The organism is Exiguobacterium sp. s163 (assembly GCF_018617135.1).
GTDB classification, from domain to species: Bacteria; Bacillota; Bacilli; order Exiguobacteriales; family Exiguobacteriaceae; genus Exiguobacterium; species Exiguobacterium profundum.
The window spans coordinates 886,920-911,337 of the sequence record NZ_JACSJN010000001.1; the positions used below are offsets into that span (position 1 = coordinate 886,920).

Below are 24,418 nucleotides of genomic sequence, written 5' to 3' on the forward strand. Positions count from 1 at the left end.
GCTGATACGACATACGTGATGTAATTATCTTCTTTGTATGAAATACTATGTCAAAGGGACGAAATTCCAATGAGTACTCATTCTTTGTTTTCTTACTTAAAACTGACGGAAGACCTGCCGATATCTAATATAATCATCGACCATTAATATTTTTATGAAAATAATATTCAAATACCTAAAAAGACATATATTAAATTATCTCATTCATTTAAGTGTATATATCCATCAATAAAATGGGTAATTTACATTAATAGTATATATGCTAATTTCAAAGGGGCTACTTATGCGACAACTTGTTTTGCTTTCAGCAGCATTATTCTTAACATTAAGTGGATGTTCCAATGAAACTCCACCTCTGAAGTCATATGAAAGTACATTCGCAACCGAATCATTCGTTCGAAAACATTTATTGACCAAAGAAGGGCTCATTCGGACAAATATTTCGGATCGACAACATGAATTTTTATCTGAATCCATCGGTCTTTATCTACTCTTTTTAGTAGACCAAAAGCGAGAAGACGAATTCGCCAATCAAATCGATATTTTTAAACACTATTTTTTAGATGAATCCAATTTAGTCAGTTGGCGCCTTGAACAAACAGGGGATGACATCACAGCAAGTCCGGTCAACGCTTGGATTGATGACGCGCGCATCATTCACGCATTATCGAAAGCAGCAGAAGTTTTTAATGAACCTACTTACACAAAGTTAGCTGAAAAGATCTCGACAGCCCTTACGACTAAAGGCGTGAAAGATGGTCTCCCCGTTGATTATGTGGATTTAACAACGAATGAAACGGGGGATGTGTTGACACTTAGTTATTTGGATGAAGCAGCTTTACGCTATATGCCTTCTTCGAATAATTTGTATCTTAATAGCAAACAACTCCTTGAAGAGGCACCTTTACAAGGACCTTTTTTCGCCAAGTCATACTCGATATCTGACCAAAAATATCACTTCGATGATGAAATCAATATGATTGACCAACTTTATGTTGCCATTCGATATGAACAATTCAATCTGGAAACTGACGTTTTTTATGATTTTTTTAAAGAACAGTTCAATCAAGGTCTTGTTTACGGGCGATACGATCTTGATTCTAAAGAACCTGCTGTCAATTATGAATCGCAGGCCGTATACGCATTAGCTATTTTTTATTTACTTGAACGTGACGAGAAGGAGTTTGCTGAAACAATCATGAAACATTTAAAGACGTTCATGATTTCCGATTCGTCATCCGAATACTACGGTGGATACATTGACGTATCGAATAAAGAAACCCATTCATTTGATAATTTATTACCTTTATTAGCAGAAGGAGGACTTTTAGATGGATACGTCATTCCGTAAAACAAGTCTCATCAGTTTACAAGTCGGTATGTTATTGATTGCTGTCGCTATATTATTTACTTACACTCCTGATCTAGGAAATGTACAGACTGAAGGAATTCTGCTACTCGCATCGGCCGTTTTTATAAGTTTATTTGCAGGTATCCGTGCTGGTTTATTTTCTGCATTGTTCATCCTATTCGTGTTTGGAAGTCTATATTTTTGGAATATGTTTTTTAGACCTGAAGACCAATCTTTCCTTTTTTCAGAGGCAACGCTCTTCTATTTCGGTCTTTGGTTAATTGGTCTTGTTATTTTAAGTGGCAGTATTTATGAACGAGTCAAGCAATTGGTTCAAAACAATCTTGTATTACAAGAAAAAATAAGACGTCTTGTCGCCATCGATGATGAGACAGGACTGGATAATAAAGATCGATTCGAACTTGAACTTCAGTTAGAAATTGATCGAACGAACCGTCACGATGAATCGTTTACCGTCCTCCTATACCAAATTGACCACTTCACTGAATTCAGAAAACTATATGGAGCCGATGAGTCCACTCGTTTCTTAAAGTTCTTTAGCGAACGTTTACATCAATCAACTCGAACAACAGATAAAAAATTCAGACTGTCTACCGAAGAATTCGCACTAATTTTGCCCTATGCTTCTGAAGAAAACATGCAGGTTATATTAAATCGATTTAAACATATGATTGGAGATTATGTGATCAAGAACGGTAAAACGGTCTCTTTCACAAATCATATTGCTCACTACACTGTTACAAAAGAGGCAAGCATTCAATCCCCGGATGATGTTCTCGGTTTAATGAGAAATGAGTTGAAAAGTTATGCGCTATAAAGTGCTCATCCTCCTGTTCGCGTTGATTGGTTTTCCGCATGTTGCACTCGCAAACAGTCCAAACGTCACGATTGTTTATAGTTCAACCTCAAACGATGTACCTCCTGAAATTTATAAACTTGATGCACTGGTCTCTCGTTTTTCTGAAGACATTCACATTCTTCGAGATACAGAAGTGACAGAAACTTCTTTTAAAAAAACGAGTCATCTTTTCTACTTTGGTTTAAATGCTGCAACGATTCCAGCGTCTACTCGTAAACTAATCAATGAGTCGAATGCTGCCCTTTATGGAATTGGGTTTAATGCAAATCAACTCAGAGCATTCGAAAAAATTGACGTCACTCGCATACAAGGTGTTTCAAAGTTTTATCAAGAACGGACTAATACAAGTTTGACATTCGCGTTAGCGGATACGGTTTTCTCTGTAAATCATCAAATGAAGAATGTACATGCACGTATTGCACAAAAAGACAAAGAGTACCCGACAATCATCCAACTCAACGAGCATTTTTATTCTGGTATTTATAACTTATTAAATCGTTCTTCTTTACTCTTCGCCGATAGTTTGTACGACTTTTTTAAAGAAGAAGCAAAACCAGAACACCTCGGGTATATACGTCTAGAAGATGTTAACCCAAGCACGGATCCAAAATTACTCGAAAAAACCGGGAACTACTTACTTGATCGTAACATCCCAGTTCTATTAGCAGTCATTCCGGTATATGTAGATCCAGATAGTGGGCAAGCCATTCACTTCAATGATCGTCCCAAATTACTGAATGTGATAAAGAACCTTGAAAAGCGTGGAGCCTCGGTCATCGCCCATGGATACACTCACCAATATCGTTCCTCTGAAACTGGTGAAGGTTTTGAATTCTGGGATGTTGAGAACAATCAACCCGTTCTCACCCCTTCAGATGAGCAGTCAATTATTTTAAAACCAGAAGAAACTTTCAGTAATACAAAGGACTACAACACCTATTTACGTGATGTTTTAGAAGGAGAGGCATCCTACATTCAATCAAAATTAACGAAATCTGTTCACGAGCTAGTTTCTTTAGGGCTTCATCCGCTAGCCTTTGAAGCACCGCATTATACGATGTCGCATTCAGGATATCAGCTAACGGCAACTTATTTTTCAAACGTATTCGGTCAAATTCAATGGAGCAATACGGAATGGGAAGTTATGGGGACAACCCCTTACGTATCAAAACCTTCTTTATTACATGGGATGACGTTGTACCCTGAAACTATCGGATATGTCAGAACCGACTTACCACGGCCAGTTGAAGAAATGCGTCGGGCTCGCGATGAATTACTGATCGTTCGAGAATCAATGATTGGAGGATTCTATCACCCATATATCGGCATGGAACATTTGGCTGATCTTGTAGATATGATGGAATCTACACCTGGCTTCCAGTGGTTAGATTTACGTGATCAAGATGAGTGGGTTCGTACAGAGGATGTGTCAATTCAAGCCTCAAATGGAACGATATCACTTCAAGACAATCGTTCTCCTCTATGGAGTCAGTTAGAGTTGAACATGCCAAACTCGTTTCTTGAAAAATCACTATGGGCTCTGGTGATCATCACATTCACTGCCGTTCTGATGTTTTTGACCTATACCCTCTATCTTCGCACGCAACGTAAAAAACGACTATTTAAGGAGCGTGGTTAATCATGGCAAATCTACTCTTTCTGTTCTCACTCGTCATGATTTGGACGATGCTTCTATACCACATGTTTTTGATGCAAGGCGGGTTCTGGCACTTCATGACGTTTCGTGATCCAATCCCAGAATGGACGAAACATATGAAAGACTTACCAAAAGTGTCTGTTCTAATTCCAGCTCACAATGAAGCAGTTGTCATAGCAGCAACACTTCGAGCAATGTCTCGAATTGACTATCCCCATGACAAACTCGAAGTTATTTTAATTAATGACAACTCCTCAGATCAGACCGGAGAAATTGCCAAACAGTTTGAAGAGAAGTTTTCATTTATCCATGTCGTACAAACGACACCTGCATATGCAGGAAAAGGAAAATCGTCTGCTTTGAACTATGGTCTGACCCAATCAACGGGAGACGTATTGGTTGTATATGATGCGGATAACACACCTGAAAAAGACAGTGTCTATTATCTGGTTATGGGTCTTTTGAATGACCCAAAAGCAGGAGCGGTCGTAGGAAAATTTCGTGTCACAAATGCATATGAAACGTTGCTTACGCGTTTGATCAATATCGAAACCATCTGTTTTCAATGGATGGCACAAGCAGGGAGATGGAAGTGGTTTAACATTGCCACAATTCCTGGAACCAACTTTGCCATCCGTCGTTCCATTATTGAAGAGCTTGGCGGTTGGGATGAAGCAGCGCTAGCAGAAGATACCGAACTCACGATTCGGGTCTATGAACTTGGTTGGCATATCCGATTCTTTCCTGCCGCAATCACATGGGAACAAGAACCTCAAACGTTAAAAGTTTGGTGGAAACAACGGACGCGTTGGGCACGCGGAAATCAATACGTTGTTCTCAAATTCATGCGTCAATTATTTTCACTGAAACGAAAGAAAATCGTGTTCGATATCATTTACTTTTTTTTCACTTATTTTTTATTCTTCTTCGGCGTGATTCTGTCGAATAGTTTATTTGTGATTAATTTGTTTGTGGATATCGGTCTAGAAGTTGGAAATATCACACTCATCTTATGGATTCTCGCATTTTTACTATTTGTGACCGAAGTGTTCGTCACACTCAGTATCGAACGCTCCGAATTTAATGTGCAGAACTTTTTTACCGTTATTCTGATGTACTTCACGTACAGCCAATTGTGGATTGTGCTTGTCATCTACTCGCTTTATCTCGAAATAAAACGCGTCTTATTTAATCAAGAAGTCAAATGGTACAAAACAGACCGATTCGACTGAAGAGGAGGATATTATGAAACCTTACTTGCCCTACTTACTAAGTTCATTCCTGATTTTATCTACAACTTCGGTTCAAGCTGCCACTGAACTTCGTTCGTCGTTATCCATTGATTCTGAAAATGGTGAAGGAGAGCGTATATTAACGACGGAAGATGACGTCCTACCTGGAGAAACGTCCGCCCGTACGTATACGTATACGATGGTCGGAGATGAGCAAGCTAATTCGTCTAAGTATCTGTCGCTTGACTGGTTACATTCGGAGTTATTGATTCCGCCTTCAGCACTTACAATCGATATTGATGGTGAGCCCATCAAATCAGTCGCTTTGACAAAAAAATCATCTCAGGGAAACGTGAAAGTGCCGCTCCAAAACAAACATTTAACGAAGGGTACACATGAGGTCACGGTAAGATTCACGGGAATTATCGAAGGGAGAATGTGTGACACAGGAAATACATCCGGAAGCTGGTTAACTGTCCGCCCTTCGAGTTTTGTCGCTGCCGGAAACAAAGCAGAACTCTCATTGAAGGATTACCCGAATCCGTTTACACAAACAACAAGTCAAAAATTGACCGTTGTGCTTCCAAGTTCGCCGAGCGCAGCATCAATAGAGGCAGGACTTCTTCTATACAGACAGTTAAAAGGAGATGCGGCCGATTCAGATAATGTATCGCTTCAATATGAACAACAATTAAAATCATTGGATGGCCGGTATGTTTTCGTAGGACAGACTGATTCTTTCACAGGTCCTGTAAAAAACTTCATTCAAGAATTGAACGAACGCCCAACAGGCGATGAAATTTTGCTAGAGCAAGTCCGTCTCGTGAATAACGGAACATCTACCGAAGCCATGTTCGTTCTCGCTGAGAACGCAGATGCGTTTGAAGGGACACTAGACCATTTGCTACTCGTCCCACAGCGACAACAATTGAATGGCGAACGATTGACTCTAACGAGTGCACCCGTAATGCAAAAAAATGACAACATTGTTGATTTACGTGCTCTCGGTGCATCAGACTTGATGTTGAGCGGTAGCCAAGCGGTTAGTCCGAACTACTTTTATCCGTTGCCTGTCATCGATAAACAATCTCAAGTAAAACTAGATTTACGTTTTAAAGCGTCTGAGAATCTAGTGCCTGAACAAGAAGGGGGACTTCCTCCTGAATTGATTGCTTTGATAAACGGGGTACCCCACTCTATTCCTTTGACAGACACGGAAGAAGATCATAGTGAATGGCAGCAACATACTATTCAAGTCGATGCTTCCACGCTCCAAAAATCTTCATTTTTAGATGTATCTTTTGAAGCAAATGGACTCCGCTCAGAAGCTCCGTGCAATGCGAGTGATTTAGATCGCTGGATTTTTATTTCTAGTGAGAGCCAAGTAACGTTACCAACGAACAATGGGCAAGCGAATAATGAAGTATTCTCAAACATGGCTAGTCTTTTTGCAACGGATTCAGGTGTCTTATTCGTGATTCCTGACGATATGAGCGAACAATCACTTCAAAATATGGCCAGTGTGATGAATGGATTACCCGTCACTCCCTTAACAGGACAAGTCGAGTTTGTTCGTTCTAGCCAAGTTACTGAAGAAATGGTAACAAACCGTTCTGTATTCTTTATTGGAAATCCAGAGCAAAGTCCTCTCTTCAACGAACAAAAGAAAGATTGGATTGTTACAACAGACAATCAAATTGATTTGTCTCAGTACGGGTTCGTCCCAGAAACTTCTTCGGAATATGCCTGGATACAACCCTCTCCTTGGAACGATGAAAAAGCAATGATTGTTGTGTCAACTCAAAATTCGATTGATTCAACACTTATTGAAACGTTGGCTTTTCCAAATGAAACATTTAGCGTGGCAGTGAAGAATCAAAATGGCGCTATTTTTACAAATAGTTCAAGTATCGCGAATGAACTTTCGAATAACCAAGCAACATCTAATGACGAGTCTTCTACTTCAATAGACTCTACATGGTATTTTGTTGGTTTCATTGTGTTAATCGTCTTCATTATTGCCATTCTCTTCTATATGAGACGCAATAAAAAAACACCTTAATCCTTTATTACGTACCGCTTAATAGATATGCAAAGTATAAGAAAGGTCATCTCCTTCGTTTAGAACAAAGAGATGACCTTTCTTATTGCTCCACCCCAAACCGATACACCGTCCGCGAGTGATACAACTCACCCGGTTTCAGTTCGATTGAGGTTGCGATGTCTGGATAGTTCGGGGCATCTGGGAACGCCTGGGCTTCGAGACAAATTGCGCTATGTTTTTGTCGACCGTCGAGCGTCACCGGTGTCTCTTCACTCAAGAAATTCCCTGTGTAGACGACCATGACCGGTTGATTCGTCTCGACCGTCATCGTCCGTCCGCTAATCGGGTCGTGCAATCGAATCGGTCCATCCTTCAAGATAAACGGATGGTCAAGACCGCTCGCCCGTTCAATCGCCTCGTCTCCTGACACGAGCGCCTCTCGGACCGCTTTTCCGTCTCGGAAGTCAAACGGTGTCCCGCTCACATCACGCAACGCCCCTGTCGGCAGCGAATCCGCGTCGAGCACCCCGACCGAATCGGCTGGTAGCGTCAGTTCATGGTCGTGGATGGTCGGGCGTCCGCCAAGATTGAAATAGTTGTGATGGTTCAGGTTGACCCACGTCCGTTGGTCCGTCTCCGCCGTCATCGTGACGATGAGTTCATTGTCATCTGTCAGTTCATACAACACTTTGAAGAAGACGTTCCCCGGGTATCCTTCTTCCCCATTCGGACTGAGATATGTGAACTGGATGCACTGTCCGTCGGCGTCCATCTCCCAGTGACGGGCCGTGATGCCTTTGTCGCCTCCGTGGATATGATGGGGCGCCTCGCTTGGGGTCAAGGCGACACCCTCAATCTCTGCGTCACGAATCCGCCCGGCAATCCGCCCGACGATTGACCCGAGATAGACCGGATTTTCTAAGTATTGAGAGACGTCCCCGTACTTCAAGATGACCGAGTCAAAATTCCCTTCCCGGTCCGGGACCGTCAGTTCCGTCATCGCACAGCCATAGTCAATGGCGGATAGGATCATGCCGTTGGCGTTTTGAATCGTCGCTTGTTTCATGCCATCACCTTTCTACCCCGTCTTTACCACTTCCAGCGCCCTCGCCAGTTTTTTTCTGGCAAATGAGGCGGATTCACTGCAATCGGTTCATCGGCTAATATCGCCTCCGTAAAGTGGAGCTGCTGTTGCCACATCTCTTCTCCTAGTTCGTTGATGACTTCCTGTCTTGCTGCTAACCAATTGAAATCACGATGTTCCACGTTATGGGCATCGGAGGCGACGATGTGACTCAACCCGTTACTGATGAACGTGAGCGCGAGTTCCCGGACCTGTCTTCCAAACTGCCCTGTCAAACTGCTTGTCGTCACTTGCGACAGCGCACCCGCTGATACGAGATGGTACAATTTTTCGGGATGGAGTGCAAACTCTCGATTCCGCTCTGGATGCGCAATGACCGGAACGTATCCAGCCGCCTGCAGTTGAAAGAATAAGGATTCCGTATAAGCAGGCAGACTTTGACTCGGCAGTTCCACCAGGACATAGCGGGACCCGGCGAGCGAATGTGCCTCCCCAGACTCGAGCGCATCAATCAACTCCCCAAAGATTCGAATCTCTTGCCCGACATACAAGGTCAAGGGAATCTGTTCCTCATCGAGTTGTTGTTGTAGATGCGCGACTTCTTTCGTGATGTCATGATGCTCCGTCTCGAAGTACGGATGATACGCGTGTGGGGTCACGACAATCGACGTCACCCCTTCTTCGACTGCACGCCTTGCGAGTTGCAGGGACGCTTCCATCGTGCGTGGTCCGTCGTCTACCTCAGGCAACAAATGACAATGTATATCAATCATGAGGATTCACTCTCCAGTGTGTGTTTGTTTTAGCCAAACGTATTCATATGGGCGAAGCGTCACATGGCTCATCCATTCTTCTGTAAAGAGACTCGTTCCTTCGCAATCCGTCTGCACCGTCTCCTCACTCATGTTCGTCAATAACAGGAGAGACTCTTCTTGGTGCTTCCGTTTGACGGCGAATACGCGGCGGTCGAGACGTACGATCTCTTGACCGATGTACGGTGACAAGGCAGGTTGGAGTCGTTTCACATTCAATTGACTCAATATCCCTTCATAGACACGAAGTCGATCTGGATCGCGTTTCAACGCTCGAACGAGGTCTTCTTGTTCAATCGGTTGTGTCACCCCGAACAAGGTTCGGTAATCAATCAATGGGATCCCCTGTAGCGACAACAGCACACTATGAGCGGCGAGAATCGCCAACGGATCCGCATCCATCAGATTCTTCTCAAACGGATCACGTTCCGCCGAAGAGAGGAAATTGAAATAGGTTTGATTGGCTCTCAGCGGATGCACCTGACTCGCCCAATCGCTCAAACGTGTCACATCTGCCTGCGCAAACGCTAAAATCACATGGCTGGATAAGTCGAAATGGCAGACGACGTCCGCCTCCGCCTCATAAATGAGGGCGGAATCCACACGCTCATTGGCGATAATCAGCTGCGCATTCGGCTTATACGTATGCATGACCGTCCGCCACAGCTTGAGGATGTGTTTGACTCGTTCCGGCTCCATTCCACGAAACGATTCGACATGGACGCGGATTTTCGTCGCTCCGTACGCTAGACGTTCGATCAGTTCATCCGTTACGGTGACAAGGTCGAATTGGGCCTCATTCCATACTTCAGGCGTCATCTCGTAAATCAAATCGAACGCATCGGTGAAACGTCCTAAGTCTTCGAATAGTTGCACACGCGAGTCGATGGCTGTGTCCTGTTGTTTCGTTTGATACGGAAACAGGGAGACGAGATAGAGATCACTCACCGTCATTTGGACGTGATCGGCTAACCATTGATGGAGAGCCTCGAGGTTCGCTCGTCCGTCAGTCAGGATAAAACCGGCATCCACCAACAAGACGTTCGTTTTTTCAGAAGGGCGTTCATGGTCGTGCCAACGATGATCCGACCACTTCTCAAACAACCGCTCCCACTTTTCTTGCGAGGTCTCCCCGAGTTCGTGGAGCACCTCTTCAATCGTTTCCCATTTCATGGCTCATCCCTCCTTGGCATCTCTTTATTTCTCCCACTTTCCGTTCTCTTTGAAACACAAAAAAACTGTCCGACTTGGGTCAGACAGTTTACTCCATCAATCGTTGCAACTCTTCCTGAACGCCATTCAACGAAGATGATTCCGGATTCCAGTAATAGATCCCGTCCCCCGCTAATCCGCCCGCACCCTCAAGCCGTAAGACACTCGCATTGCGGAACGCGTTCATATAGTCTGTCGACAATGAGACGAATTCATTGAGTTCGATATTCGTCTTCGCCTGATCACCGACGACATCCAGTAAGGCGGTGACCTTGTCGAGTGAGAAGTCCGTCCGACCTTTTTCAATGATGGCGGCGACGACATCCCGCTGACGTTCTTGACGACCGAAGTCACCGTTTGGATCGTTATAGCGCATCCGCGTATAATCGAGTGCCGCTTCTCCGTCTAACGTCACTTCACCTACGGGAAACGTGTAATCTTCTGTCGAGAACGCAAATTTATTCATGACCGTGATGCCTCCGAGTGCATCCACCACGTCGCTGAATGCCTCCATATCCGTCTCGATGACATAATCGATTGGGATATCGAGGAAATTCTCGACCGTATTCATAGCCATTTCGGCTCCACCGAACGCATAGGCATGATTGATCTTATCGCGCGTCCCTTTCCCAACGATTTCGGTCAATGTATCCCGAGGAATCGAGAGCATCGCGCCTTCATCGAGCTCCGGATTGAGTGTCAGCACGATGATTGAGTCACTTCGTCCCTGTTCGGTCCCGCGTCGGTCGATTCCAAGTAAGAGAATGGAAACTGACTCTTTGCGTTCAATGGTCTCGACCTGTTTACGCTCTTTGCTGATGTTCAAGTTGTCATTCACTTGTGCGACGGTGTCATCGACTTCTTTTACCATTGACCAGACGAACGCGCCACCCGTGATGAGCACCAAGGCCATGACGCCTGCTACAACCCCTAGTACGATTTTCCACTTTGATGGTTTACGATGTTTCGCCATGTGGCCACACCTTCTTCCGTGAAATAGTACTAGTTTATTCCCATGCCACGGGTTGTTTTAAAGCATGTTCACAAAGAATAATCACGATATCCCTTTTTTTGTTACGGGAAATGGGTCCGGATCGGTTGACGGATCATATGGTAGGGCCAGGCTGCATTGATTTCTGCCCCAATCAGCATCGTCGCCGCCGTCAGATAGAGCCAAATCTGTAGCAGGATGACCGCACCGATCGTGCCGTACGTATCCCCGAGAATCGAGAAACGTTCGACATAGACGCTGTATCCGGTCGACAGCAATTGCCACGAAATGACCGCAAACACGGCTCCGGGAAGTGTTTCAATGAACCGCACTCGCTGTTGTGGCGCGATTTTATAAAAGAGCGAGAACGCGATAATCAAAATGATGGTCGAGACCGTATAGCGCGTCACCGTCGACAAGCGGTCGAATTCTTCAACTTTTGGATAGAGTGTATAAATCAGTTCGACAAACTCTTGACCGAATAGATGAAACACAATCAAGATGACCGCCCCGATGCTCCCTGCTAAAATCACGAGCAACCCGATCAGCCGTCGGAAGATATAGCCGCGCGCTTCCGTCTCCCCATATGCAAACACGGTCAATTTGACGAGGCGCGCTGTTCCGTTCGAAGCTGACCAAAACGCGATGATGGCGCTGACCGATAACAGTCCGCCGTTCAAGTTTCCGCTCACATCATAGACGATAGATAACAGCTCACGCACACTCGAACCGGGAATGAGCGTCTCAATCTGTTCGATGAGAAGCGCGTCATCGATTTGAAACCATGCCATCACGGCGAAGAGGACCACAAACGTCGGAAAGATGGCTAAAAACCAAAAAAACGCCAGTGTGGCACTATAATCGTTAATGTGATGGTCTTTGAATCGATGCCTGACGTCCACGGCCAGTCGAAACATACTTTCAAACATCGCCACCCTCCTCTCATCACTTCTGCACTTAATATCATTCTACATCTCGGGCAACCTGTCCTTTTGAGAGATCGTTATTTCGGGTATGCCCTATAGAGGACTAAATCTTATAAATGGGGTGGAACGAATGGAAATCGGTATGATTGGACTTGGTAAAATGGGCCTCAATTTGGCTCTAAATTTGACAGACAATGGGCATCGTGTCGTCGGATATGACCCGGGAAACGTATCGACGAGTCAATTTGAGACGAAATCCTCTTTGCAGGAGGTCGTTTCTACGCTTCAGGCACCCCGCGTCGTCTGGGTGATGGTGCCGGCGGGTGACGTGACCGAGCACGTCTTGAACGACTTGCACGTTCTTCTCTCCCCAGGTGACATCGTCATCGACGGAGGAAACTCGAACTATAAGGAATCGATGCGACGTGCCGAGCACTTCAAAGAAAAACTCATTTATTTCTTCGATGTCGGGACGAGTGGTGGGATGGAAGGAGCCCGTCACGGAGCGTGTACGATGATTGGAGGCGACTTGGAGGCGTTCGGAAAAATCGAACAGCTCTTCCAGGACGTCTCGACCGACCACGGTTATCTGTATGCGGGACCAAGTGGAAGTGGTCACTTTTTGAAGATGGTGCATAATGGGATTGAGTATGGGATGATGCAGGCGATTGCAGAAGGGTTCGAAGTGCTCGAGAAGAGTCCGTTCGACTATGACTATGAAGATGTCTCACGTGTGTGGAATCACGGGTCGGTCATTCGCTCGTGGCTCATGGAGCTGACGGAGAGCGCCTTCTCGAAAGACGCGAAACTCGATGACATCCGCGGGGTCATGCATGCGTCCGGTGAAGGCAAGTGGACGGTCGAGACGGCACTCGAGTACGACGTCCCGACGCCCGTCATCGCGCTCTCCCTCATGATGCGTCAACGCTCGCTTCAAGACGATACGTTCTCGGGCAAGGTCGTCGCGGCCTTACGGAACGAGTTCGGTGGGCATGCGGTGGAGAAGAAAGAGTAAATCATCAAGGTCTCGACCAACATCGGTCGAGACCTTGATTCATTCCATCGTATTCCCTTCTGCCGGAATGGGATGGTTTTTAAGCATTCTCGCAAAATGAACGAGGTTATATGCCATCGTCTTGCCATGAGACTTCGTGAATTCATTTTCTCGTCCAGCATCGAGGTACGAGTCACCCGGTCCCGCTTCCCCGACCCAATACGTGTCGACGTTCGGCGGCACGGTGAAACCGATGTGGGACAATCCATATAGAATCGAAGCACAGGCGTGTTTCGCCCCGTCCTCATTCCCCGTGACGACGACTCCACCGACCTTGTTGTAGTAGATCGCCTGTCCCGATTTATTCGTCAGTCCGCTACCGCCGTATAGACGTTCAATCACTTGGGTGGCGACGCTACTCTTCTCCCCGAGCCAGAGTGGTGTCCCGATCACGACAATGTTCGCGGCCTTCACTTTCTCAAAAATCTGTGGCCACTCGTCCCTATCCCCTTCATCTTCCGTCACACCGAACGCGACGTTGTAATCGACGATTCGAACGATCTCAGATTCAACATCGAGCGCATCGAAGTGCGGGATGATGTCACGAATCAATCCTTCCGTATGCGACGTCGTGTCGCCACCTTTTAACGTACAGTTCAAAAACAAGGCTTTCATCCGATCCCTCCTAGGTAAAATGATGTTCCATTAGGTGTTCCCGTTCGTCAAATGTTTCAAATCTATATTACAAAATCTATAAAATCGTATTAATTACATCGACACCAAATAGTGCCGGACTGATTTGGCAGATGATGTCGACATTCCCTTTCAAATGATAGTCCGAAAGACCGCCTTCTCCCGTGTTCATCCACGTGCCACCCGCACGACCGAGCCCAATCGAGAGGGCTGTGATGGCCCTGTCTCCGAGCGACCCGAAACTCATGGCCGACTGACCGACAAGCCCTCGAACGTAGAACGGTTCCCGGCACGTCTGTTCGCCTATGATGACGGTATCTTCTTCTGTTAATAAGTACGGGGAGATGTCTCGTTCGACGAGATGTTCTTTTCGGGTGAACAGATTGTCTTCATCGAGTTCATACACCCATGTCGACACTTTCGTTGAATTGTCGATTCGTAACTCGTTCCGATTTGTCGGGTACAATGCATTTTGAAGATAGAACCCACCCGCGTCAAAATCTCGCTCCGAGCCGAATCCGATGATGCGCGACTTATACTTCCCTGCGATGACGGCCGACTCATAATCATTCCGTGAGAACGGCTTCGCCTCATTGTCATTCAGGAACAAGTATTGCCGAAGTTCGGGTCCCATCTTCTCAAATATATAGCGCAACTTTCCGAGAATCGGGAAGTTCCGGAGGACGGAGTGTTCGCGTTGGTTCCGGTCACGCCTCCACAGATAAAAAATCAAGAGCGGTGGCGTGATCATGATGAGCAACATGAGCATCAGTAAAATGGTTAACATCGATGTGGTGAGTGACGCGGAATTCCCTCCTCTATGGCTCGACGAAAAACACCCTGTTTCCAACAAAACAGGGTGTCATCAGTCGTTCGGGATCGTGACCCCGTCAAATTGTTCATTGCGGCATAGCGTGATTGCTTGCATCGCCAACTTATAGTCTTCTTCCGGCAAGGCAATCAACTCGGTCGGAAGGACCCATTCTTTTGAGTTATACAGATGGATGACGAGTTTGGTGAGCACAAATTCTCGTTTATCGAACGTATTGTCATCGATGATGGTCGAGGTCCGAATCTTCCCTGCTTCTAAATCCATATAAGGAAGCAACCGTTCACGAACATGGGTGTTTCCCGCAATCACATACAGCGCGGCGAAATATTCTCGACCGGTACTCCCCGGATCCGTGAGCCGTTGTGCCAACCGTTTGAACTCGTTGTAGTGGTCGAAAGATAAAAAATCAATATGGTTCATCGGTCCACCTTCTCTCTCTAAGCCTCGCTTTGCTCTCAAGGATTATAATTTCCACCTTTTTGTAGAAACTAACCCTCTTTCGCTCAGATTCGGCGCAGCGAAATCGCCTCACGCATCTGTTGAAGCGACGCCCGGGCTGCCTCGCCTCGGCGCATCATGACGGCTGTGAACAACGCATCAATCAGACTCAATTCAGCAATCCGGGAAGCGAGCGCCTCCGAGCGAAATGCCGTCTCTTGAGATACGGTATAGAGCGACACATCCGCCAGTTTCGAGAGAGGGGACTTCGCATAGTTGGTGATGGCAATCATCGGCACGCCCTTCTCTTTTAAGAGTTTGGCGATATCGAGTGTCTCTTTCGAGGCACCGGAATGCGAGATGACGACGGCGACGTCTGCGGTCGTCAATTGTGAGGCCGACATGAGCTGCATATGCGACTCGAGAATCGCGCTCACTTGAAGCCCGCTCCGGACAAACTTATGATAGGCATCTAACGCGATGACGGCCGACCCGCCGCTTCCGAAAAATTCGATACGGCGCGCCCCAAGAAACAGCTCAATGGTTTTCTCAAGAGAGGCACCCTCTAAAATCTGACGCGTTGACTCAATCGTCTTCCCGTTCGTCGAAAAAATTTTCTCTGCGATTTCGAGTGCCGTATCCGTCTCGATAATATCTTCATGAATATCTTGAAGCGGTGCGACGACATCTGAGGCGAGTGCGATTTTTAGCGCCTGATAGCCTTTGAATCCGACACGCTGACAAAAACGAAACACAGTCGACTCTGCCACATCGAGGTCATCTGCCACCTGATTGATCGTATGATGAATGATTTTTTCTGGTTGCTTCAAAATATAGTCGGCAATACGTTGTTCTTTCTTGCTCAGTGTCGAATAGGCACCACGGATGCGGGCCGTCCCGTTCATCGTTTCCATCAAGCATCACCCTTTCTCTTCTTCATCTAACGATACCGTTTCGAAAAAAATTCCGCAATGTGTGATTCATGCAAATGATTGACCCACCTTACAAAAGTAGGCAAGAAGCGTGATTCCCGAGTGTGCTACTCTAATAAAGCACTTTTTCATTCATTCTTTGTACCATTTGAAATTGAAAGGACTGTTTCTCATCGAACATCACCTGAGTAGCTCATATAACTTCACACTCGTCATTCTTTCCATCGCTGTCGCCATCTTCGCTGCCGGTGTCGCTCTCGATATTAGCAGTCGTTTGAAATATGCGAAGCACGCCTCGCGACTCAGGTGGGTCGTCGCTGGTGCCTTCAGCCTCGGTCTCGGCATTTGGGCCATGCACTTCATCGGTATGCTGGCGTTTCACTTGCACGATGATGTGACGTACCATCTCGGCATCGTACTATTATCCATCGTGCCGGCCGTCGTCGCTTCCGGACTTGCCTTTTGGATGATCAGCCATCCGGAGACACGACCAATCCAGCTCGTCTTCGGTGCCTTCTTGATTAGCGTCGGCATCGTCTCCATGCATTACATCGGGATGGAAGCGATGCAAATGAACGCCATCCTCACATACGACCCCATCATGTGGATTGCATCTGCCATGGTCGCCTTCGTTGCGTCGCTCGTCGGACTATATATTCTCTTTTATATCCCAAACGTCTCGCGATTCCATTGGCGCCGTCTAGCCAGTTCGGTCTTGATTGGGGTTGCCGTTTCTAGTATGCATTATGTCGGGATGGGCGCAGCCCGTTTCACCCCGATGGAAGGTGCGGCCAAACCGGTCAGCGACTATGCCGTCGACAGCACCCTACTCGCCTATGTCATTGCGGCGAGCGTCATGACACTATTCATCTTGATGTACATCTCGCTCCGGACGGCATCACAACTCGAGGCACAGTCGGAAGAACTAGAATTAAAATTCGAATCCATCATCGAATCTGCCTCGGATGCCATCATTGTCGCCGATCACAATCGCACCATCCTTCAGTGGAACCAAGGGGCGACCGACTTGTTCGGATATACGTATGACGAGATGATCGGGCAATCGATTGTCGCCATCATTCCGGAACGATTCCGAGATGCGCACGAGCGCGGGATGAAGCGTTATGAAGCGACAGGTGAAAAACGCGTCATCGGTCAAACGGTCGAGCTCATCGGATTACGAAAAGACGGTGTCGAAGTGCCAATCGAGATGTCACTCGGAACGTGGAAGACGGACAAGGGCATCTTCTTCAGTAGCATTATCCGTGACATCAGTGAACGGAAACGAATCGAGGCTCAAATCAACGACCTCGTCTATTTGGACCCGCTCACCGGTCTCCCGAACCGTCGTCTATTCAGCGACCGACTCGACGCGCTACTCGGTCAGTCCCAGCAAGAATCGTTCGCCTTATACTATATCGACTTGGACAACTTCAAGGTCATCAACGACCGGTTCGGCCACTCGATCGGCGACCAATTCTTGAAACAAGTGACGACCCGCATCCAATCGACGATTCAAAAGTCGGACACGCTCGCCCGTCTCGGCGGAGATGAGTTTATCATCTTGTCGCCACATACGAAAAGTAACCTCGCGGCCCATCGTGCGCAGGAGCTCATCAACATCCTCCATCCTCCGTTCGAACTCGAGAACGAGGAAGTGTTCACCGGTGCCTCGATTGGGATCAGTCTCCATCCATCCGACGGGGATACGGCAGAGGATTTAATCAAAAACGCTGACATCGCTATGTACCGGGCGAAGGCCGACGGCAAGAACGGCTATCAGTTCTTCACAAACGAACTGAACGAGTCCGTTTCCCGTCGTTCGAACTTGTCGATGGCACTCCGGAAAGGGATTGGACGTGGCGAGTTCACCGTCCACTATCAACCGCAGATCCAGCTAGAGACAGAAATGGTCATTGGTATGGAAGCACTCGTCCGCTGGAATCATCCAGACCTCGGGATGATTTCGCCTGGCGAGTTCATTCCGATTGCCGAAGAGACGGGAAGCATCCATCGCCTCGGCGAGTTCGTCTTGAATGAGGCGTGTCGCCAAAACAAGGCGTGGCAAGATGCGGGCATTCCCCCGTTTCGGGTCGCCGTCAACATCTCGGCCATTCAGTTCGCTCAAAAAGACTTGCCGGAAGTCGTCAGCCGCGCACTCGACTCATCAGGTCTCGACGCGCAGTATTTAGAACTCGAGTTGACCGAGAGCGTCATCCAAAGTGCAGACCGCGCCATCGAGACGATGCATGAGCTCGTCGCCCTCGGCGTCCACCTCTCCATCGACGACTTCGGGACCGGTTATTCATCACTCAGTTACTTGAAGCTGTTCCCGATTGATACGCTGAAGATCGACCAGCACTTCACGAAGAACATCGAAAGTGACGAGAAAGACGCTGCCCTCGTCAAAACGATCATCCGCATGGCGCACGAGCTCGATTTGAACGTCATTGCGGAAGGGGTCGAGACCGAGAATCAAGTCGCTTTTCTGAAAGCCGAATCATGTAACCAGGCACAAGGATATTTCTACAATCGTCCTTTGCCGGCGGAAGAAATCGAAGTCTTCTTCCAACAATATAAGAAAGCATCATCAAGTTAATTCGTTCGACCTCCGTGACGGGGGTCGATTTTTTATTAGGATTTTGACGATCGCTGAGTCACACCGAGCAATGCGCAAAGGTTACCCGACACCTCTCAATGATTGGAAAATTGTTGCCTGAAAATGACGAACTATTTGAGTGATCTTTCGCCCATAGCTTTAAATCGATGAAGACGACACAATAAAAATGACCTCCGATGATTATATCGGAGGTCATTTTACAAACATACGTTCGTTTTATAGTACAACGCAAACAAGCGCCTATATATTCGCTTTTTCTATTTTTAGTCTAGCAAATCCCGCAACATAAGTCTATTCTTTCTCTCCACGACCTCTTACATTAAAGAGAGACTCTTGAAAGGAGCATATCTATGGAATTATACCGTTGGGACCTCAATCTGAAAGTTCGCTTATTCGGCGAAGGCTTATTCAACCTCTTGTTTTGGATGTACTTTCCATTCATCACCGTCTATTTCGCCCGGACGCTCGGTGTCGAGCTAGCCGGACTACTCATGGCCGTGCCACCGTTGTTCCTGCTAGTCGGCAGCTTGATTGGCGGTTCGCTTGCAGATGAGATTGGTCGCCGCCCCGTCATGCTCGCCGGGACGTTCTCACAAGGTTTCCTATTCCTCGTTTTCGCTTTATCAACGAACGCCTATGTCGATTACATCACCTACATCAGCATCGGTTTTATGGGTGCCATCTACAAACCGGCCAGCTCGGCGATGGTCGCCGACCTCGTTCCGACTGAACATTTACGGAATGTATTCGCGACGTTTATGGCTTCGAACAATATCGGTGCTGTTCTCGGTCCGCTTCTTGGTGCGGTCCTCTTTTTCGAGTATCGTCAGGCGCTCCTCCTCGGCTGCGCCCTTGTTCTTTTTGGTTACGGGGGTTTGCTCGCGGTTCTAACCAGTGAGACACGACCGGTCTCGACCGAGAAGACGGTCGCAACGACATTTTTCACCCAAGGGCGGTCGTATGCGACGATTTTGATTGACCCGCTTTTCCGCCTCTATCTGATTGCTGGCGTATTCGCCTTAATCCCAATCATGCAACTAGACGTGTATTTACCTGTCTATTTGATTGAACAAACTCCGGCCACGTTCAACGTCTCGAATACAGTCTTATTCGGCTGGCTCGTTGCATATAACGGCCTCTTGTTCGTCGTCTTCATCATTCCTGTCACACGTGTGTTTCGGGCGTGGGACGAACGGCGTGTTTTACTATTGTCGACTTTCCTAGGAGGTTTCGGGACGTTTCTCGTCGCCTTCTCATCAAATATCTGGTACTTGCTCATCGTCACGACCATGTTCACGTTCGGGGAGCTGATTCGTTCTCCCGTCAGTCAGAGTTTCGTTAGTCACTATGCACCAATCGAGTCACGTGGACAATACCTCGCGACCGATACGCTCCAAAACACAATCGGCAAGTTCCTCGCACCGGTGACGGTATTTGCATCAGGATTTCTCTCCCCTCTCGCTGTGTTCACACTCATCTTGCTGTCGGCACTCATCGGTATGGGGCTGTATGCGAAGCTATTTGACAAGCTGAACCAAATGAAAGTTTCGTCTTAGGGTTACCGCAATCACTTTATTACTAATCAACGCTTGTATCGCATTTCGGGAATTTTATTCACTCTCAAAGATTGATCGTTCGTTCTTGTATCTATATAAGAGTGCCTGTCCGTCGTCCCGCCTACGAATTAAGCCGGGACGCTTTTTTTGCATTACTCGAAAAAAATTCCGTCATTAGACTTGTAAGTCGAATTTATTTTGATATGATAAATCTAGAGACGGAAAAAAATTCTTTTTCAGGGGTGACAATATGGAAATTGGTTTGATTGGTTTAGGTAAGATGGGATACAACTTGGCACTCAACTTGAGCGACCACGGACACACGGTCGTCGGGACGGACGTCGGGAATGTCACTTCGGACGCGTTCTCCATCGTGCCGACGCTCGAAGATGTCGTGAACAAATTGTCTACGCCACGCGTCATCTGGACGATGGTCCCTGCCGGCGACGTCACCGAAGCGGTACTCGCTGAACTATATGAGCGCCTCGAACCCGGCGACATCGTCATCGACGGCGGGAACTCGAACTACAAACTCTCGGTCGCACGCGCCGAACAGTTCGCCGAGAAAGAGATCAAATTCTTCGATTGCGGGACGAGCGGAGGCACGGACGGGGCACGAAACGGTGCCTGTACGATGGTCGGGGGTGACGCGGAGGCGTGGCCAACGATTGAACCAATCTTCAAAGATCTGTCTGTCGAGAACGGCTACTTGTATACAGGTCCTGCCGGAAGCGGTCATTTCTTGAAGATGATCCATAACGGCATCGAGTACGGGATGATGCAGGCGATCGCCGAAGGATTCGATATCTTGGAGAAGAGCCCGTTCGACTATGACTATGAAAAAGTCGCTCGTGTATGGAATCACGGGTCGGTCGTACGTTCTTGGCTCATGGAACTCACAGAGAATGCCTTCAAGAAAGATGCGAAGCTCGATGAGATTCGCGGGGTCATGCATTCATCCGGTGAAGGTAAATGGACGATTGAGACGGCGCTCGACCTTCAAGCCGCGGCACCGGTCATCGCCCTGTCGCTCATGATGCGCTACCGTTCACTCGAAGACGACACGTTCTCAGGAAAAGTCGTCGCCGCGCTCCGCAACGAGTTCGGTGGCCACGCGGTCGTCAAGAAGTAACATCTGTGGAAAAGGTCACGGGGATATGGCCTTTTCCTTTGCTAGGAACTGTAAACGGTTACATATTCGGAATTTAGGGGGAATACTCAATGTCTGGCTCAACACTTATTTTGATCGCCTTAGCCGGGATCTTCTTGCTCTTATTTTTGGTCATTCGCACAAAGCTTCATGCATTCGTTTCGTTGTTACTTGTCAGTTTAATCGTCGGGGTCGCAGCCGGCATGCCACTCGGGGATGTCATCGCCTCCATCCAAAACGGGATGGGTGGAACGCTCGGCTTCGTCGCCGTCGTCGTCGGTCTTGGCGCGATGTTCGGGAAGATGCTTGAAGTATCGGGTGGCGCGGAACGTCTTGCCCAGACACTCGTCAGCAAGTTCGGGGAAGACAAGGCACAATGGGCGCTCGGGATTACCGGATTCATCGTCGCCGTCCCGGTCTTCTTTGATGTCGGTTTTATCATTCTCGTTCCAATCGTATACGGTCTCGCAAAAAAGACGGGACGCTCGCTTCTTTACTATGGGATTCCGCTCCTTGCGGGTCTCGCGGTCACACACAGCTTCATCCCGCCGACACCTGGTCCAATCGCTGTTGCGAACTTGATCGGTGCCGACCTCGGTTGGGTCATCTTGTTCGGTGTCCTCGCTGGGATTCCGGCCATGATTTTAGCCGGTCCGGTTTTTGGGAAGTATATTGCTAAGAAAATTCATGTGACGATTCCGGATTACATGGAATTTGAAGAAATCGATACATCGAAAGAACTACCAAGTTTCAAAATGATCTTGTCGCTCATCTTGATCCCACTTGTGTTGATTTTAGCGAACACGCTCTCAGCGGTTCTCTTGAACGAAGGCAACGCTGTCCGTGATTTCTTGACGTTCCTCGGACATCCATTCGTTGCCTTGACGATTGCGACGCTCCTCACGTTCGTCTTCCTCGGGACACGTCGTGGCTATTCACGTGACGAAGTACAAGAGATCGCAACGAAAGCACTCGAGCCAGCCGGAATCATCATCCTCGTCACGGGGGCCGGTGGTGTGTTCAAACAAGTACTCATCGACTCTGGTGTCGGTGACGTGCTCGGTGAAATGATGGCCGGTTCACCACTTCCGGCAATCGTCCTCGCCTTCTTGATCGCGACGGTCGTCCGTGTCGCCCAAGGGTCGGCAACGGTGTCTATGGTCACAGCGGCCGGACTCATCACGCCATTACTTGAAATCCAAAACATCACGGGCGCGGCACTCGGTTTGATCGTCATCGCCATCGCTTCAGGGGCGACCGTCCTCTCGCACGTCAACGACTCGGGCTTCTGGCTCGTCAACCGGTACTTCGGTCTCGACGTGAAAGACACGCTCAAGTCATGGACGATCATGGAAACGATTATCGGACTCACCGGCTTCGCCGTCGTGTTCTTGATTAGCCTATTTATCATCTAAGTTAGGAAGTGATTGTGTGTTTACGATTGGGGTCGATATCGGGACGACGAGTACGAAAGCCGTCCTGTTCAACGGTCATCAACAACTGGCGGTACATAACGTGTTGTATCCGCTTCTCACGCCCGATACGGAGACGGCCGAGCAAGACCCGGTCGTCATCTACGGGGCCGTACTTGAAGCCGTCTCGGCGGTCCGTGCCAAAGCGGACGGTCCGATTCGCTTCGCATCGTTCAGCTCGGCGATGCATAGTTTGATTGCGCTCGATGCGGCAGGACGTCCGCTCACGAACAGCATCACGTGGGCCGACAGTCGGGCGAATCCGTATACGCAAGAAATCAAACGCAACTTTGATGCGAGCGCCCTCCATATGCGTACCGGCACCCCGGTTCATCCGATGGCACCGCTGTCCAAATTGCGCTGGTTGAAAGCGGAGTACCCTGACGTCTTTACCCGGACGGACAAGTTCGTCTCCATCAAAGAATATGTCTTCTATCGGTTGACGGGACGCTTCGTCGTCGACCATTCCATCGCTTCAGCGACAGGACTGTTCAATCTGAAACAACGAGATTGGGACACGGAAGCACTTGAAGTCGCTGGTGTGACTTCAGATCGTTTATCTGAACTCGTCCCGACGACAGAGATTTTACAAGTGACGCCTGACGTGACCGAAACGCTCGGCTGGGACTTCCCCCTCGTGATTGGGGCAAGCGACGGCGTGCTCTCGAACCTCGGGGTCGGTGCCTTCGAACAAGGTGTCGTCGCCGTGACGATTGGGACGAGCGGCGCCATCCGAACGGTCGTCTCGGAACCGGTCGAAGATCCGAAAGGTCGCATCTTCTGTTATGCGCTGACGGACAAGCATTGGGTGATTGGTGGACCGGTCAATAACGGCGGCATCATCCTCCGCTGGCTCCGTGACGAGTTCGCAGCAAGTGAGGTCGAGACGGCGAAACGACTCGGGATCGACGCGTACGATGTGTTGACACGAATCGCCGAGACGGTCAAACCGGGTGCCGACGGACTGTTGTTCCATCCGTATTTGATGGGTGAACGGGCTCCGCTCTGGGATTCAAACGCCCGCGGTTCATTTTTCGGGCTCAGCATTCACCATAAGCGCGAACATTTCATCCGTGCCGTATTGGAAGGAGTCATCTTTAACCTCTATACGGTCATGCTCGCACTCGATGAGTTGACGGGCGCCCCGAACCGCATCCATGCGACGGGGGGCTTTGCCCAGTCGAGCCTCTGGCGTCAGATGATGGCAGACATCTTTGATACACCGGTCGTCGTGCCGGAGAGTCATGAGAGTTCATGTCTCGGGGCTGTCATGCTCGGGGAATACGCTTTCGGGGACATCGAGGAGTTCCAAGAAGTACCGCAAGTGACCCATGAGCATACACCGGACATGGAAGCGACGAATGTGTATCGTGAACTTTTGCCGATCTACATTCGCTTATCGCGCCATTTGTCTGAAGAGTATGAAGCGATTTCAGCGTTTCAGCGGAAGCATGTATAATGTCAAACCGAGTCCTTCGAGGGCTCGTTTTTTTTGAAGCGTGACAGGAGATTTCTTAACGTATATGGAAAGTACGTGCGAGG

Annotated in this window: 19 protein-coding genes and 1 pseudogene; 11 read left to right on the forward strand and 9 right to left on the reverse strand. The window is 48.0% G+C overall.

Annotated elements, in window-relative coordinates; translation table 11 throughout:
* Nucleotides 1-283 precede the first annotated feature (283 nt).
* Genes KNO71_RS04575 through KNO71_RS04595 form a run of 5 tightly spaced genes read left to right on the forward strand, consistent with a single transcriptional unit; the run spans nt 284 to nt 7,182 of the window.
* Complete coding sequence (locus KNO71_RS04575) at nt 284-1,351, forward strand: hypothetical protein (RefSeq protein ID WP_214687473.1); 1,068 nt, start codon at nt 284-286, stop codon at nt 1,349-1,351.
* Nucleotides 1,332-2,189 (forward strand): GGDEF domain-containing protein, encoded by an 858-nt coding sequence (locus KNO71_RS04580; RefSeq protein ID WP_078147571.1) that lies wholly within the window; start codon nt 1,332-1,334, stop codon nt 2,187-2,189. The genes KNO71_RS04575 and KNO71_RS04580 overlap by 20 nt, the downstream gene beginning before the upstream one ends.
* A complete protein-coding gene (locus KNO71_RS04585) occupies nt 2,179-3,870 on the forward strand; it encodes a DUF2334 domain-containing protein (protein ID WP_214687475.1) in 1,692 nt (563 codons plus the stop codon). The genes KNO71_RS04580 and KNO71_RS04585 overlap by 11 nt, the downstream gene beginning before the upstream one ends.
* A 2-nt stretch (nt 3,871-3,872) precedes the next feature.
* Nucleotides 3,873-5,120, forward strand: coding sequence for a glycosyltransferase family 2 protein (locus KNO71_RS04590; RefSeq protein ID WP_078147573.1), 1,248 nt, complete (start codon nt 3,873-3,875; stop codon nt 5,118-5,120).
* A 13-nt stretch (nt 5,121-5,133) separates the two neighbouring features.
* Complete coding sequence (locus KNO71_RS04595) at nt 5,134-7,182, forward strand: cellulose biosynthesis cyclic di-GMP-binding regulatory protein BcsB (protein WP_214687476.1); 2,049 nt, start codon at nt 5,134-5,136, stop codon at nt 7,180-7,182.
* Nucleotides 7,183-7,264: 82 nt separating this feature from the next.
* Here the strand turns inward: KNO71_RS04595 and KNO71_RS04600 are convergent, their stop codons facing one another.
* From KNO71_RS04600 to KNO71_RS04620, 5 genes are all read right to left on the reverse strand, one after another.
* On the reverse strand, nt 7,265-8,230 hold the full coding sequence (locus tag KNO71_RS04600) for an aldose epimerase family protein (protein WP_214687477.1): 966 nt from the start codon (nt 8,228-8,230) through the stop codon (nt 7,265-7,267).
* A 23-nt stretch (nt 8,231-8,253) separates the two neighbouring features.
* Entirely contained in the window at nt 8,254-9,021 is a 768-nt protein-coding gene (locus tag KNO71_RS04605; RefSeq protein ID WP_214687478.1) for a tyrosine-protein phosphatase, read from the reverse strand.
* A gap of 6 nt (nt 9,022-9,027) precedes the next feature.
* Nucleotides 9,028-10,233, reverse strand: a complete 1,206-nt coding sequence (locus tag KNO71_RS04610; RefSeq protein WP_214687479.1) for an alpha-amylase family glycosyl hydrolase — start codon at nt 10,231-10,233, stop codon at nt 9,028-9,030.
* Between the two features lie 88 nt (nt 10,234-10,321).
* Entirely contained in the window at nt 10,322-11,245 is a 924-nt protein-coding gene (locus KNO71_RS04615; protein WP_214687480.1) for an LCP family glycopolymer transferase, read from the reverse strand.
* Nucleotides 11,246-11,346: 101 nt separating this feature from the next.
* A complete protein-coding gene (locus KNO71_RS04620) occupies nt 11,347-12,192 on the reverse strand; it encodes a YihY/virulence factor BrkB family protein (RefSeq protein WP_214687481.1) in 846 nt (281 codons plus the stop codon).
* Nucleotides 12,193-12,319: 127 nt separating this feature from the next.
* Between KNO71_RS04620 and gnd (KNO71_RS04625) the strand changes: the two genes are divergently transcribed.
* Entirely contained in the window at nt 12,320-13,204 is an 885-nt protein-coding gene (gene gnd / locus KNO71_RS04625; RefSeq protein WP_251031931.1) for a phosphogluconate dehydrogenase (NAD(+)-dependent, decarboxylating), read from the forward strand.
* Nucleotides 13,205-13,243: 39 nt separating this feature from the next.
* Here gnd (KNO71_RS04625) and KNO71_RS04630 read toward each other — a convergent pair whose 3' ends face one another.
* The 4 genes and pseudogenes from KNO71_RS04630 to KNO71_RS04645 all read right to left on the reverse strand — a co-directional run bounded on the left by KNO71_RS04630 (nt 13,244) and on the right by KNO71_RS04645 (nt 16,060).
* Entirely contained in the window at nt 13,244-13,858 is a 615-nt protein-coding gene (locus KNO71_RS04630; protein ID WP_214687483.1) for a flavodoxin family protein, read from the reverse strand.
* 100 nt (nt 13,859-13,958) lie between these two features.
* A pseudogene (locus tag KNO71_RS04635) lies at nt 13,959-14,645 on the reverse strand (glutamate synthase-related protein); the annotation flags it as partial.
* 96 nt (nt 14,646-14,741) lie between these two features.
* Complete coding sequence (locus KNO71_RS04640) at nt 14,742-15,128, reverse strand: hypothetical protein (protein ID WP_214687485.1); 387 nt, start codon at nt 15,126-15,128, stop codon at nt 14,742-14,744.
* Between the two features lie 83 nt (nt 15,129-15,211).
* The gene (locus tag KNO71_RS04645) at nt 15,212-16,060 is read right to left on the reverse strand and encodes a MurR/RpiR family transcriptional regulator (RefSeq protein WP_214687487.1); all 849 of its coding nucleotides are present in this window, start codon (nt 16,058-16,060) and stop codon (nt 15,212-15,214) included.
* A gap of 109 nt (nt 16,061-16,169) precedes the next feature.
* Between KNO71_RS04645 and KNO71_RS04650 the strand changes: the two genes are divergently transcribed.
* The 5 genes from KNO71_RS04650 to gntK all read left to right on the forward strand — a co-directional run bounded on the left by KNO71_RS04650 (nt 16,170) and on the right by gntK (nt 24,335).
* Nucleotides 16,170-18,677 carry an EAL domain-containing protein gene (locus KNO71_RS04650; RefSeq protein WP_353047644.1) on the forward strand — a complete coding sequence of 836 codons (2,508 nt, stop codon included), beginning with the start codon at nt 16,170-16,172 and terminating at the stop codon, nt 18,675-18,677.
* A 371-nt stretch (nt 18,678-19,048) separates the two neighbouring features.
* Entirely contained in the window at nt 19,049-20,254 is a 1,206-nt protein-coding gene (locus tag KNO71_RS04655; RefSeq protein WP_214687489.1) for an MFS transporter, read from the forward strand.
* Nucleotides 20,255-20,504: 250 nt separating this feature from the next.
* Nucleotides 20,505-21,386, forward strand: coding sequence for a phosphogluconate dehydrogenase (NAD(+)-dependent, decarboxylating) (gene gnd, locus KNO71_RS04660; protein ID WP_214685974.1), 882 nt, complete (start codon nt 20,505-20,507; stop codon nt 21,384-21,386).
* Between the two features lie 89 nt (nt 21,387-21,475).
* Complete coding sequence (locus KNO71_RS04665) at nt 21,476-22,819, forward strand: GntT/GntP/DsdX family permease (protein ID WP_214687491.1); 1,344 nt, start codon at nt 21,476-21,478, stop codon at nt 22,817-22,819.
* 16 nt (nt 22,820-22,835) lie between these two features.
* Nucleotides 22,836-24,335 (forward strand): gluconokinase, encoded by a 1,500-nt coding sequence (gene gntK / locus KNO71_RS04670; protein WP_214687493.1) that lies wholly within the window; start codon nt 22,836-22,838, stop codon nt 24,333-24,335.
* Nucleotides 24,336-24,418 lie beyond the last annotated feature (83 nt).